Annotated in this window: 14 protein-coding genes; 6 read left to right on the top strand and 8 right to left on the bottom strand. The window is 60.4% G+C overall.

Annotated features, from left to right (window positions below):
• Positions 1-63: 63 nt before the first annotated feature.
• Positions 64-798, bottom strand: coding sequence for a response regulator transcription factor (locus AC13Q5_RS10680; RefSeq protein WP_208621542.1), 735 nt, complete (start codon positions 796-798; stop codon positions 64-66).
• Positions 799-1149: 351 nt separating this feature from the next.
• Between AC13Q5_RS10680 and AC13Q5_RS10675 the strand changes: the two genes are divergently transcribed.
• The 4 genes from AC13Q5_RS10675 (at position 1150) to AC13Q5_RS10660 (ending at position 5596) form a co-directional block, all read left to right on the top strand.
• Positions 1150-2760, top strand: a complete 1611-nt coding sequence (locus tag AC13Q5_RS10675; RefSeq protein WP_488501648.1) for a phosphoenolpyruvate carboxykinase — start codon at positions 1150-1152, stop codon at positions 2758-2760.
• A 247-nt stretch (positions 2761-3007) separates the two neighbouring features.
• The gene (arfB, locus tag AC13Q5_RS10670; RefSeq protein ID WP_488501647.1) at positions 3008-3442 is read left to right on the top strand and encodes an alternative ribosome rescue aminoacyl-tRNA hydrolase ArfB; all 435 of its coding nucleotides are present in this window, start codon (positions 3008-3010) and stop codon (positions 3440-3442) included.
• 300 nt (positions 3443-3742) lie between these two features.
• Positions 3743-4348 carry an alpha-ketoglutarate-dependent dioxygenase AlkB family protein gene (locus AC13Q5_RS10665; RefSeq protein ID WP_488501646.1) on the top strand — a complete coding sequence of 202 codons (606 nt, stop codon included), beginning with the start codon at positions 3743-3745 and terminating at the stop codon, positions 4346-4348.
• Positions 4349-4378: 30 nt separating this feature from the next.
• Entirely contained in the window at positions 4379-5596 is a 1218-nt protein-coding gene (locus tag AC13Q5_RS10660; RefSeq protein WP_488501645.1) for a glycosyltransferase family 87 protein, read from the top strand.
• Here the strand turns inward: AC13Q5_RS10660 and coaA are convergent.
• From coaA to hisB, 7 genes are read right to left on the bottom strand one after another with little or no spacing between them, the layout of a single operon-like run.
• Positions 5538-6533, bottom strand: a complete 996-nt coding sequence (gene coaA, locus AC13Q5_RS10655; protein ID WP_075853308.1) for a type I pantothenate kinase — start codon at positions 6531-6533, stop codon at positions 5538-5540. The genes AC13Q5_RS10660 and coaA overlap by 59 nt on opposite strands.
• Positions 6534-6540: 7 nt before the next feature.
• Positions 6541-6855: a phosphoribosyl-ATP diphosphatase gene (locus AC13Q5_RS10650; RefSeq protein WP_075853307.1), complete on the bottom strand. Its 315-nt coding sequence runs from the start codon at positions 6853-6855 to the stop codon at positions 6541-6543.
• 14 nt (positions 6856-6869) lie between these two features.
• On the bottom strand, positions 6870-7658 hold the full coding sequence (gene hisF / locus AC13Q5_RS10645) for an imidazole glycerol phosphate synthase subunit HisF (RefSeq protein ID WP_075853306.1): 789 nt from the start codon (positions 7656-7658) through the stop codon (positions 6870-6872).
• Positions 7655-8398, bottom strand: a complete 744-nt coding sequence (hisA, locus tag AC13Q5_RS10640) for a 1-(5-phosphoribosyl)-5-[(5-phosphoribosylamino)methylideneamino]imidazole-4-carboxamide isomerase (protein WP_488501644.1) — start codon at positions 8396-8398, stop codon at positions 7655-7657. The genes hisF and hisA overlap by 4 nt, the downstream gene beginning before the upstream one ends.
• Before the next feature lie 24 nt (positions 8399-8422).
• Positions 8423-9073: an imidazole glycerol phosphate synthase subunit HisH gene (hisH, locus tag AC13Q5_RS10635; RefSeq protein ID WP_488501643.1), complete on the bottom strand. Its 651-nt coding sequence runs from the start codon at positions 9071-9073 to the stop codon at positions 8423-8425.
• A gap of 2 nt (positions 9074-9075) precedes the next feature.
• On the bottom strand, positions 9076-9573 hold the full coding sequence (locus AC13Q5_RS10630; RefSeq protein WP_488501642.1) for a DUF2628 domain-containing protein: 498 nt from the start codon (positions 9571-9573) through the stop codon (positions 9076-9078).
• Positions 9574-9596: 23 nt separating this feature from the next.
• On the bottom strand, positions 9597-10205 hold the full coding sequence (hisB, locus tag AC13Q5_RS10625; protein WP_106999690.1) for an imidazoleglycerol-phosphate dehydratase HisB: 609 nt from the start codon (positions 10203-10205) through the stop codon (positions 9597-9599).
• 213 nt (positions 10206-10418) lie between these two features.
• On the opposite strand from hisB, the gene hslV reads away from it, so the two are divergent.
• A complete protein-coding gene (gene hslV, locus AC13Q5_RS10620) occupies positions 10419-10946 on the top strand; it encodes an ATP-dependent protease subunit HslV (RefSeq protein ID WP_075853301.1) in 528 nt (175 codons plus the stop codon).
• 44 nt (positions 10947-10990) lie between these two features.
• The gene (hslU, locus tag AC13Q5_RS10615) at positions 10991-12301 is read left to right on the top strand and encodes an ATP-dependent protease ATPase subunit HslU (RefSeq protein ID WP_457881569.1); all 1311 of its coding nucleotides are present in this window, start codon (positions 10991-10993) and stop codon (positions 12299-12301) included.
• The last annotated feature ends 25 nt before the right edge of the window (positions 12302-12326 follow it).

Raw genomic sequence — 12326 nt, 5'->3', positions numbered from 1 at the left:
GCTCGATGTCTGCCTTTGGAGCGGATGGGGGTTTTAGGTCGGTTTGACCCAAAATCATCCGGCCTAGGCAGCTTCGCGGAAACGATAGCCCACGCCATACAGCGTCTCGATCATATCAAAATCGAGGTCGACCATCTTGAATTTCTTGCGTAAGCGCTTGATGTGGCTGTCGATCGTGCGGTCGTCGACGTAAACCTGCTCGTCGTAGGCCGCATCCATCAGGGCGTCGCGGCTCTTGACCACGCCGGGGCGCTGGGCAAGCGAATGCAGGATGAGGAATTCCGTGACGGTCAGCGTCACCGGCTCGCCCTTCCAGGTGCAGGTGTGGCGTTCCTGGTCCATGACCAGCTGTCCGCGCTCCAGAGAGCGGGCCTGCTGGGCCGCTCCCGGCTTGGCAGCCGCATTGCCGCCACCGGCGGCGTTCGCGGCTTCGCGGGCGGAGGCACGGCGGAGCACCGCCTTGACGCGCTCGACCAGCAGACGCTGCGAGAACGGCTTGGTGATGAAGTCGTCGGCACCCATCTTCAGGCCGAAGAGTTCGTCGATCTCTTCATCCTTCGAAGTGAGGAAGATCACCGGCAGGTCGGATTTCTGGCGCAGGCGGCGCAAAAGCTCCATGCCGTCCATACGGGGCATCTTGATATCGAAGATCGCCAGCTGTGGCGGCCGGGCCAGCAGGCCGTCCAGCGCCGAGGCTCCATCCGTATAGGTCTCTACCTTATATCCCTCTGCTTCCAAGGCAATCGATACGGAAGTCAGGATATTGCGGTCGTCGTCAACGAGCGCGATTGTCAACATGGTGTTCGTCTCCGTCATCAGTGCGCGTCTCCCGGATTTGGAATCCAGCCCAGGCGGTCTGCCAGCTCGGTCGGCGGTAACCTGGCGCGCTTATGGGGATAAAGGTGGAACAAATTGTGGCAAAGATAAAGGGGAGGATTGTTGTGGCGCGAAAGCCTTGCGCATTAGTTGTGCGACGAAACGTCCCGCCACCCCTCATTCAAACGATTTAAAATTATCGAAATTTATTTAAATCGATTAAATAACTGATATCATTAAACATTTCTTGCTTCTGGCTCTTGTGCTTTTAAAAAGAGCCCTCTACGCTTTAGGCAATTCTAACGGCCAAGCCCCTTTGTAGAGGAAAAAGTGATGGAGCAATTCGGCGTCCGCAATCCCGCGACTGAACTGGGATCGATCGGCCTGGGAGCCGCCGCCAGTGTACGCTATAACCTCATGGAAGCTCATCTTTATGAGGAGGCGATTCGCCGTCGCGAAGCCGATCTGACCGCCGATGGCGCGCTCAGGGCCTTGACCGGCCAGCACACCGGCCGTTCCCCCAAGGACAAGTTCGTGGTGCGCAATGCCACCACCGAGGACCAGATCTGGTGGGACAACAACAAGCCGATGTCGCCGGAGCACTTCGAGCTGCTGCATGAAGATATGCTGGCTCATGCACGCGGCAAGGACCTGTTCGTTCAGGATCTGATCGGCGGCGCCGATGTCGAATATGCTCTGCCGACGCGCGTCGTCACCGAATTCGCCTGGCACTCGCTGTTCATCCGCAATCTGCTGATCCGCCCTGATCGCGCGGCTCTGGAAAGCTTCGTGCCGCAGCTGACGATCATCGACCTGCCGAGCTTCCGCGCCGATCCCGAGCGTCATGGCTGCCGCACGGAAACGGTGATCGCCTGCGATTTCGTCAACGGCATCGTCCTGATTGGCGGCACCTCCTATGCCGGCGAGATGAAGAAATCGGTCTTCACGGCGCTTAACTACATGCTGCCGGAACGCGGCGTCATGCCGATGCACTGCTCGGCCAATGTCGGCCCCGAAGGCGATGCCGCGATCTTCTTCGGCCTGTCCGGCACAGGCAAGACGACGCTCTCGGCCGATCCGACCCGCACGCTCATCGGCGACGACGAGCATGGTTGGGGCGAAAACGGGATCTTCAATTTCGAAGGCGGCTGCTACGCCAAGACCATCCGCCTGTCGGCCGAAGCCGAGCCGGAAATCTACGCCACGACCCGCCGTTTCGGCACCGTGCTGGAAAACGTCGTGCTTGACGAACACGGTCGGCCGGATCTCGACGATGGCTCGCTGACGGAAAACACCCGCAGCGCCTACCCGCTGCATTTCATCCCGAACGCTTCGGAATCCGGCATCTCCGGTCATCCTGAGACGATCATCATGCTGACAGCCGACGCGTTCGGCGTCATGCCGCCGATCGCCAAGCTGACGCCGGATCAGGCGATGTACCACTTCCTGTCCGGCTACACCGCCAAGGTCGCCGGCACGGAAAAGGGCGTCGTCGAGCCGGAAGCCACCTTCTCGACCTGCTTCGGCGCGCCCTTCATGCCGCGCCATCCGGCCGAATACGGCAACCTGCTCAAGGAATTGATCGCCCGCCATGGCGCCCGTTGCTGGCTGGTCAACACCGGCTGGACCGGCGGCGCCTACGGCAAGGGAAGCCGCATGCCGATCAAGGCGACGCGTGCGCTGCTCGCAGCTGCCCTGAAGGGTGATCTCGACAATGTCGAATTCCGCACTGACGCGAATTTCGGCTTTGCGGTTCCGGTCGCGGTGGAAGGCGTCGATACGGCCATCCTCGACCCACGCTCCACCTGGGCCGATGGCGAAGCCTATGATGCGCAGGCCAGAAAACTGGTGCAGATGTTCGTCACCAACTTCGCGAAGTTCGAGGATCACGTGGATGGCAACGTCCGCGATGCGGCCCCGGGAATGCCGGTCGCTGCGGAGTAAATAGCCCCACGCGAGCCTTGACTCACGTGAAACTCACTCGCCCTCGTGGTTCGAGACGGCCCTCCGGGCCGCCTTACCATGAGGGCTGCTCTTTTCCGCCGATGCGGTAGATCGCTGCGTCCTCATCCTGAGGCGCATTTCAGCGTCTCGCGCGGAAATGCCTCGAAGGACGAGGCGGCCCTCAAACTCGCCAGAACCGTATTTTCAACCGCGCATCAATGTGGGATAGACCGGCGCGGAGAAAATCATGGCCAGCGAAGCGCTTTACATCAACGACCGGATCACGATCGCCGGCTGGGAGCTGACGGAACAGTTCGTTCTGGCGGGCGGCCCTGGTGGCCAGAACGTCAACAAGGTCGCAACTGCTGTCCAGCTGTTCTTCAATGTTCAGAATTCCCCCTCGCTGACGGAGCGCGTCAAGACGAATGCGATCAGGCTTGCCGGCCGGCGCGTCTCCAAGGAAGGCGTGCTGCTGATCGAGGCCAGCCGCTTTCGCAGCCAGGACCGCAATCGCGAGGATGCGCGCGAGCGTCTGAAGGAGCTGATCCTCGAAGCCGCTGCCCCGCCGCCGCCGCCGCGCAGAAAGACCAAGCCGACAAAGGGTTCCATCGAGCGCCGGCTGAAGGAGAAATCCGGGCGTTCCGAGGTCAAGAAGATGCGCGGCAAGGTCGGCGGCGACTAGGCTTGGTTTTCGGGCTGCGGTCTGGAGCTGGATGGGTCAAAGTGCCTAGTCAGGCGGCTCCGAGTTTGTGGACGCTATCAGCCTAGCCCCTTATCCTAGCCTTTTCCCCGCCCCTTCGACAAGCTCAGGACGGGGAGAAGGGACGATCGAGCGAAACTCGCTAGCTTTCGCTCGCGGCAGCTAGCTTAAGGCACGAAAACTCCCTCGCCCCGCTTGCGGGGAGAGGGCCGGGGTGAGAGGCCATGCACCAAGGCGCGACATCGGCTCATTCACCTGACCGACACCATCGCAGGAAACAAAATGCAGCTTCCGAACGGAATTCGCCATCTGCCCGGATATCTCGATCGCCCCGCTCAGGAAGCGCTCGTCGAAGCGATCCGCGCCGTCGTGGCCGACGCGCCGCTGTTCACGCCGGTCATGCCCGGTACCGGCAAGGAAATGTCGGTACGAATGACCAATTGCGGCTCGCTCGGCTGGGTGACGGACAAGCAGCGCGGCTATCGTTACCAACCGACGCATCCGGCCACCGGCCGCCCATGGCCGGCCATGCCGCAACAATTGCTGGATTTCTGGCGCGATATAGCCGGCTATGAAAAGCCGCCCGAAGCCTGCCTCGTCAATTTCTACGGCGACGATGCCCGCATGGGCCTGCATCAGGATCGTGACGAACAGGATCTCAACGCACCCGTCCTGTCAGTCTCGCTCGGAAACGCCTGCCTCTTTCGTGTCGGCGGTCTCAGCCGCAACGACCGCACACTGTCTTTCAAGCTTGCGAGCGGCGATATCGTCATTCTCGGCGGCGAGGGACGGTTGTGTTTCCACGGCGTCGACCGCATCTATCCGGCAACGTCGACATTGCTGAAGAATGGCGGGCGGATAAACCTGACTTTAAGACGCGTGAATTAGCATTTTGGCCAATACTTCACGGGGATGCGGATGGTCATTGCGCGCGATAGAACTGAGATTCGCTTTGCCATCGTCGTAGCACTCGCGGGCATACTGACCGGCCTCCTGTATCTCTTTGAATTGTGGACCCTGGACGAGCGCGGCTTTTCGCTGCTGTCCCAACGGTTGCCATATTGGGATTTCACGAACCTCTGGGCGGGAACCATGATGGCGCTGCATGGCCATGTCGATGACTTGTTCGACATGGAAAGCTACCGCGCGGCTTTGCGGCAGATGTTCGGGCAATCGCTGGCGGATCAGGAGTGGAGCTACCCTCCGTCGGTTCTTCTTATTGGCGCGCCCCTGGCTCAACTGCCAATAGGTTGGGCCTACATCGTCTGGACGCTGTGTACCCTGCTGCTGCTCTATGGTGCGCTGAAGCCATTCGGCTTTCCGCCAGTAGCGAGATTGCTCGTCACTTTCAGCCCGGCCACGATCATGAGCATGATTTTTGGACAGAACGGTGCGTTGACGGCCGCCCTTTTGATGAGTGGATTGGCTTTAGCGCCCAAGCGCCCTTGGCTCGCGGGTCTCTTTTTCGGCTTGCTGACCATCAAGCCGCATCTGGGAATATTGGTGCCGGTTTGCCTGCTTGCCTCCCGAAATTATCGAGCGTTTTTTTCTGCCGCTCTGACGACCTTGGTGTTGGTCTGTTTGACAGCTCTTTGTTTCGGCTATGAAAGCTGGAAACTTTTCCTCACGGAAACGGCTCCTCTCATGAGGGCAATCATGGAGGCTGCCTACCCCCAGCCCTACCATAAGAACGCGATGACGGTGTTTATTCTCGCGCGTTGGGCGGGATTCGACCTATCCGGCGCTTATCTGGTCCAGGGACTGGCGATTGCGGCGTGCCTTGCTCTTTCGATCTGGCTCTGGCGGCCTAGCAGCAGCGTGAGCCACCTGAAAAGAGTCTGCATAACCGGAGTATTGGCAATAATCGCGACACCATATGGGTACAGCTATGATGCCATCCCCCTTTGCATTGCGGCTGCGTATTTCTTTCTAGCGGAGCGGACGCTTAATCGATGGCTTTTGGCCCTTGTGTATCTCTGGCCGCTATTTTTGCATATTCCCAACGACCTTGGTGTCGGGATCGCTATTTTTGTTCCAATCGCCTTTGTCGTTGCAGTCCTGGTGACTGAGATAAGGTCTAGAGCTTCCTCAGCGCCACCTGCTCGATCAGATGGTTCTTGCCCTTCTGCAGGATGAGATCGGCGCGCGGGCGCGTCGGCAGGATGTTCTGGCGAAGGTTCTTCAGGTTGATGTTCTTCCAGAGCCCCTCTGCGATCGCCAGCGCTTCTTCCTCGCTGATCGAAGCGTAGCGGTGGAAGAATGAGTTGGGGTCGCGGAAGGCTGTCTCACGCAGCCGCATGAAGCGGGCGACGTACCAGTTGTGGATCAGCTCCTCATCGGCATCGATATAGATCGAAAAGTCGAAGAAATCCGAGACCATCGGCACGATCTTGCCGTCAGCCGGCAGATGCCGCGATTGCAGCACATTGATGCCTTCGAAAATCAGGATATCCGGGCGGTCGACCGTCTTGAATTCGTTCGGCAGCACGTCATAGACGAGGTGCGAATAAGAGGGCGCCTGCACGTTCGGCTGGCCCGCCTTGATCGCCGAGAGGAAGCGCAGCAGCGCCGCCGTATCGTAGCTTTCTGGAAAACCCTTGCGCTGCATCAGGTTGCGGCGCTGCAATTCGGCGTTCGGATAGAGAAAGCCGTCCGTGGTGACGAGATCGACCTTCGGGCTCGACGGCCAGCGGCCGAGTAATTCCTTCAGGATACGGGCTGTGGTGGACTTGCCGACGGCGACCGAGCCGGCAATGCCGATGACGAAAGGCGTCTTGGCGATATCGGAGAGGCTGAGGAAGCGATTGCGCTGCTCGAATAGGATCTGCGAGGATTCCACATGAGAGGACAAAAGCCGCGACAGCGACAGATAGATGCGCCTGACTTCGTCGAGATCGATCGGGTCGCCCATGGAGCGCAGTCGCGTCACTTCGTCGGCGGTCAGCGTCAGCGGCGTATCGGCCCGGAATTTCGCCCATTCTTCCGAAGAGAAGAAATAATAGGGCGAATAGGCTTTCGCCTGGAAAATATCGAGCGTCTCGGGTGCGGGCTGGGTCTTGGTCGCTATCGTCATCGCATTCTTACCGACTGGCCTTTTCCTGAAGGCCGGATTGGGCGGTGCGCCTTTCGAGCTCACCCATGACATTCTGCAACGGAATGCCGGCAATCTTCAATACGACCATAAGATGATATAGCAGATCGGCGGCCTCATAGGTAAGGTTGTCGCGATCGTTGGTGACGGCAGCCATCACGGCTTCGATCGCTTCCTCGCCCAGTTTCTTCGCCGCCTTTGGCTGGCCGGCAACAACAAGCTTCGCCGTCCAGGATTCATCCGGCGAAGCCTTGGAGCGCTCCTCGACGATTCGTTCGAGGTCGGAAAGGGTAAATCCGCTCATCGGTCCGCTGTCTCCTAATCCAGCCGCATCGGAATGCCGCGCTCGGCCATGTAGCGCTTTGCTTCGCCCACCGAATAGGTGCCGAAGTGGAAGATCGAAGCGGCAAGCACCGCCGTCGCATGCCCTTCCTTGACGCCAGCAACAAGATCGTCGAGGTCGCCGACGCCGCCCGACGCGATGACGGGTACGCGCACTGCATCGGCAATCGCCCGCGTCAGCTCCAGATCGTAGCCGACCTTGGTGCCGTCGCGGTCCATGGAGGTGACGAGCAGTTCGCCGGCGCCACGTTCGACCATCTTGCGCGCGAAATCGACGGCATCGATGCCGGTCGCGTTGCGGCCGCCGTGAGTATAGATCTCCCACGCGCTCATATTGTCGCCGCCCAGTGCCTCGGTCCGGCGCCGTTTGGCGTCAATCGAAACGACGATGCACTGGTTGCCGAACTTGTCGGCCGCTTCGGCCACGAAATCCGGATTGTTGACCGCCGCCGAATTGATCGAGACCTTGTCGGCGCCGCGGAGCAGCAGCTTGCGGATATCGGCAATCGTGCGCACGCCGCCGCCGACGGTGACCGGCATGAAGCATTGCTCCGCCGTCCGGGCCACGACATCGAAGATCGTGTCGCGATTGTCGGAGGAGGCGGTGATGTCGAGGAAGCAAAGCTCGTCGGCGCCGGCGGCGTCATAGGCCTTGGCGGCTTCGACCGGATCGCCGGCATCGACGAGATTGAGAAAGTTGACGCCCTTGACGACGCGGCCGTCCTTAACGTCGAGGCAGGGGATGACGCGGGCTTTCAGGGTCATTGCGCTGCCTCCTTGGCCTGCTTGATCAGGGCGAGTGCCTCAGCTGGATCGATGCGGCCATCATAGAGCGCGCGGCCAGAAATCGCACCTTCAAGTTTGCGGGCATCCGGCTGGATCATGCGTTTGATGTCTTCAAGCGAAGCGAGCCCGCCAGAAGCGATGACCGGAATGGAAACCGCGTCGGCCAGCTCCAGCGTCGAGTCCCAGTTGATGCCCGTGAGAATGCCGTCACGGTCGATATCGGTATAGATGATCGCGGCGACACCGACGCCCTCGAATTTCTTTGCGAGTTCGATGACGCTGAGTTCGGAAGCCTCCGCCCAACCCTCGACCGCCACCTTGCCCCCCTTGGCATCGATGCCGACAGCAATGTGGCCCGGATACCGCCTGCAGGCTTCGACGACGAGCGCTGGATCACGCACGGCGACCGTGCCGAGGATGACACGGGCAAGCCCGCGCGACAGCCAGTTTTCGATATGGTCGAGCGTGCGGATACCGCCGCCGAGCTGCACCGGATTCTTGGTTGCCTTGAGAATGGCGTCGACGGCGGCTCCGTTCACGGTTTCGCCGGCGAAGGCGCCGTTGAGATCGACGACATGCAGCCACTCGAAGCCCTGGTCTTCAAAGGCCTTCGCCTGGGCGCCGGGGTCGGGGTTGTAGACGGTCGCCTGCTCCATGTCGCCGAGCTTGAGGCGCACGCATTGCCCGTCCTTGAGGTCGATAGCGGGAAAGAGAATCATGTTTTTGTCCTTTTAGCGCGAGCCTTACGGCTTCCAGCGCAGGAAATTGGCGATGAGGGCAAGGCCGAGCTTCTGGCTCTTTTCCGGATGGAACTGTGCGCCGGCGATGTTGTCGCGGCCGACAAAGGCGGTCATCGGCCCGCCATAGTTCGTCGTCGCGATGACATCGTCGCTGTGGTCAGCCGCTAGATGGTAGGAATGGACGAAATAGGCGTGCAGGCCGTCCGGCCCGGTCTCGATGCCTTCAAAGAGCGGGTGCGGATGCCGGATATCCAGCGTGTTCCAGCCGATCTGCGGGATCTTCAGGCTGGGGTCGCTTGGCGTCATCTCCTTGACGTCGCCCTTGATCCAGCCGAATCCCTGCGTGATCGTCTTTTCCAGCCCGCGCGATGACATCAGCTGCATGCCGACGCAGATGCCGAGGAAGGGGCGGGCCTTGTGTTCCACGACATCGATGACCGCTTCCGTCATGCCGGGCACGGCATCGAGGCCGCGGCGGCAATCGGCATAAGCGCCGACGCCGGGAAGCACAATGTGATCTGCGGTGGCGACGCGCTCAGCGTCATCGGTCAGGTCGATGTGAGCGTCTATGCCTGCCTCGCGGGCGGCCCGCTCGAAAGCTTTGGTGGCCGAGCGCAGATTGCCGGAACCATAGTCGATAATCGCGACCCGCATGGTCAGCGTCCTCCGTCATAGCCGGGAAGGCCGAAGCTCGGGCCTGGGCGGCTGGTATTGGTGTTTTTGGCCGGAATATCCCAATTTTTCGGATGGATATCCAGGTTTGGTTCCTGCTCAAGCTGGGAAAAGTGGATTTCCTCCGCAGTCGCCAGATCATGCGCCGAGACGAGATTGCTTACCTTCCAGCCGCGACCGACAAGGCGATTGCCAAGCGCTTGCGGGCCTTCGAGGGCGGCGAGAATATGCACACCAAGCAGAAGTGCCGCGCCGGCGGCAAGAAAGCCAGGCTGGCGCATCAGTTCTAAGGCGAGACTCTGCAACAGAAAGGTCGCGATCGCATAGAGCCACAGGCGATGAAAGAGCATCCAGAGCGTCGGAAACAGGAACGCCTTCCACGAAAAGCCGTCACGGATGAAGCGCGTTTCGTCGCGATACCGATCCGATACTTTGGGTCGGCTCGTTGCTCCGGGCGGAGTCAAAATCAGATAGCTTGCCATTCTTCACTTCCCCAGGTTGGGGCTCAGGCGAGCGTGCCTTTCGTCGAGGGCACCCGGCCTGCCTGCCGCGGATCGATCTCGGTTGCGGTGCGCAATGCGCGCGCAACGGCCTTGAAGCATGTCTCGGCTATATGGTGATTGTTGGCGCCATAATGGTTGAGGATATGCAGCGTGATGCCGGCATTCTGCGCTAAGGCCTGGAAAAACTCGCGCACCAACTCGGTATCGAAGGTGCCGATCTTCGGCGCACTGAACGAAACGTTCCAGACGAGGAAAGGCCGACCTGAGAGATCGACGGCCGCTTTCGTCATCGTCTCGTCCATGGCGAGGTCGATTGAGGCATAACGGGTAATGCCGCGCCGGTCGCCCAGCGCCTTGGCAATGGCCTGGCCGATCGCGATGCCGGTGTCTTCTACGGCATGGTGATCGTCGACGTGCAGGTCGCCCTTGGTGTCGATCTCCATGTCGATCAGCGAATGTCGCGACAGCTGTTCCAGCATATGGTCGAAGAAGCCGACCCCCGTCGAAATCGTCGATTTGCCGCTGCCGTCGATGTTGACGGAAACGGAGACCGAGGTCTCGTTGGTCTTGCGGGAAATGCTTGCCGTGCGGCTCGCTGCGGTCTCTGCCATGGGATGCTCCATCGGAATACGGCCGTTCCTTATCAGGCGTATCGGGAAATATCCAGAAGTTACGCATGGGCCTTACGCGTTTAGCCGGCTTGCCGCAATCATTCGGGTGCGGCCGCCATTTGCAATCGGAAAAACCCCTCTTACATAGGTGCTGACGGGGCCGATCCGCGGCCCGGCAGAAAGCCCGCCGAAACGGGGGCAAACAGGTGTTAAATGACGACAATCGTGACTATTCGCAAGGACGGCAAGGTCGTGATGGCTGGTGATGGCCAGGTGAGTCTTGGCCAGACCGTAATGAAGGGCAATGCGCGCAAGGTTCGCCGCATCGGCAAGGGCGATGTCATCGCCGGTTTCGCCGGCGCGACCGCCGATGCCTTCACCCTGCTCGAACGTCTTGAAAAGAAGCTCGAACAATATCCCGGCCAGTTGATGCGCGCTGCCGTCGAGCTCGCCAAGGACTGGCGCACGGACAAATACCTGCGCAACCTCGAAGCCATGATGCTGGTTGCCGACAAGAATATAACGCTCGCCATCACCGGCAACGGCGATGTGCTTGAGCCAGAACATGGCGCGCTCGCGATCGGTTCCGGCGGCAATTATGCGCTCGCCGCCGCGCGTGCGCTGATGGATAGCGACAAGTCTGCCGAAGATGTCGCCCGCCGCGCTCTCGATATCGCTGCCGACATCTGCGTCTACACCAACCACAATGTGGTTGTCGAAACGCTCGATGCCGAAGCCTGAGTTCCTCTCTTGATAGTTTCTAGCCCTGACAGGGAACATACGAAATGACCACTTTTTCCCCCCGCGAGATCGTTTCGGAGCTCGATCGTTACATTGTCGGCCAGCATGAGGCCAAGCGCGCCGTGGCGATCGCATTGCGCAACCGCTGGCGCCGCCAGCAGCTCGAGCCCGAGCTGCGCGACGAAGTCATGCCCAAGAACATCCTGATGATCGGCCCGACCGGCGTCGGCAAGACGGAAATCTCCCGCCGCCTTGCCAAGCTTGCCGGCGCGCCCTTCATCAAGGTCGAAGCCACGAAATTCACCGAAGTCGGCTATGTCGGCCGCGACGTCGAACAGATTGTCCGTGACCTCGTCGAAGTCGGCATCGGCCTGGTGCGCGAAAAGAAGCGTGCCGAGGTGCAGGCCAAGGCGCATATGAGCGCCGAAGAGCGCGTGCTCGATGCGCTGGTCGGTGCCACTGCATCGCCGGCGACGCGCGACAGCTTCCGCAAGAAGCTGCGGGACGGTCAGCTTGACGACAAGGAAATCGACATCGAAGTTTCCGACACCGGCTCCGGCATGCCCGGTGGCTTCGAAATCCCCGGCATGCCGGGTGCCAATATCGGCGTGCTCAACCTTTCCGAAATGTTCGGCAAGGCCATGGGCGGCCGCACGAAGAAGGTTCGCACCACGGTCAAGGACTCCTACAAGGAGCTGATCCGCGACGAATCCGACAAGTTGATCGACAATGAGGCGATCCAGCGCGAAGCCGTGCAGTCGGCCGAGAATGACGGCATCGTCTTCCTCGACGAGATCGACAAGATCGCTGCCCGCGATGGCGGCATGGGTGCCGGTGTCTCCCGCGAAGGCGTGCAGCGCGACCTGCTGCCGCTGGTCGAAGGCACGACGGTTTCGACGAAGTATGGCCCGGTCAAGACCGACCACATCCTCTTCATCGCATCCGGTGCTTTCCATGTCTCGAAACCCTCGGATCTGCTGCCCGAGCTGCAGGGTCGTCTGCCGATCCGCGTCGAGCTCCGTCCGCTGACCAAGGAAGACTTCCGCCGCATCCTCACCGAGCCGCAGGCAAGCCTCATCCGCCAGTACAAGGCACTGATGGAAACGGAAGACCTGAAGCTCGACTTCACGGATGACGCGATCGACGCTCTCGCCGATGTTGCCGTGCATCTGAACTCCACCGTCGAGAATATCGGCGCCCGTCGCCTGCAGACGGTCATGGAGCGCGTGCTCGACGAGATCTCCTATAACGCCTCGGATCGCGCCGGCGTCTCGATAACCATCGATGCCGCCTATGTCCGCGAGCATGTCGGCGACCTCGCCACAAACACCGACCTCTCCCGCTTTATCCTGTAAGCAGGCGGCGGAAGCGATTTAAAAC

Source organism: Martinezella sp. CNPSo 3964 (genome assembly GCF_057784375.1).
Note: the sequence above shows the minus strand (reverse complement) of the source record. Positions and strands in the feature narration are given on the sequence as shown.

Bases quoted from the DNA above. Each gene is read 5' to 3' on its own strand.
- AC13Q5_RS10680 (WP_208621542.1), bottom strand. From the start codon at position 798: ATGTTGACAATCGCGCTCGTTGACGACGACCGCAATATCCTGACTTCC.
- AC13Q5_RS10665 (WP_488501646.1), top strand. From the start codon at position 3,743: ATGCAGCTTCCGAACGGAATTCGCCATCTGCCCGGATATCTCGATCGC.
- hslU (WP_457881569.1), top strand. From the start codon at position 10,991: ATGACCACTTTTTCCCCCCGCGAGATCGTTTCGGAGCTCGATCGTTAC.
- AC13Q5_RS10675 (WP_488501648.1), top strand. From the start codon at position 1,150: ATGGAGCAATTCGGCGTCCGCAATCCCGCGACTGAACTGGGATCGATC.
- AC13Q5_RS10650 (WP_075853307.1), bottom strand. From the start codon at position 6,855: ATGAGCGGATTTACCCTTTCCGACCTCGAACGAATCGTCGAGGAGCGC.
- arfB (WP_488501647.1), top strand. From the start codon at position 3,008: ATGGCCAGCGAAGCGCTTTACATCAACGACCGGATCACGATCGCCGGC.
- hisH (WP_488501643.1), bottom strand. From the start codon at position 9,073: ATGCGGGTCGCGATTATCGACTATGGTTCCGGCAATCTGCGCTCGGCC.
- AC13Q5_RS10660 (WP_488501645.1), top strand. From the start codon at position 4,379: ATGGTCATTGCGCGCGATAGAACTGAGATTCGCTTTGCCATCGTCGTA.
- hisB (WP_106999690.1), bottom strand. From the start codon at position 10,205: ATGGCAGAGACCGCAGCGAGCCGCACGGCAAGCATTTCCCGCAAGACC.
- hisA (WP_488501644.1), bottom strand. From the start codon at position 8,398: ATGATTCTCTTTCCCGCTATCGACCTCAAGGACGGGCAATGCGTGCGC.
- hisF (WP_075853306.1), bottom strand. From the start codon at position 7,658: ATGACCCTGAAAGCCCGCGTCATCCCCTGCCTCGACGTTAAGGACGGC.
- coaA (WP_075853308.1), bottom strand. From the start codon at position 6,533: ATGACGATAGCGACCAAGACCCAGCCCGCACCCGAGACGCTCGATATT.
- AC13Q5_RS10630 (WP_488501642.1), bottom strand. From the start codon at position 9,573: ATGGCAAGCTATCTGATTTTGACTCCGCCCGGAGCAACGAGCCGACCC.
- hslV (WP_075853301.1), top strand. From the start codon at position 10,419: ATGACGACAATCGTGACTATTCGCAAGGACGGCAAGGTCGTGATGGCT.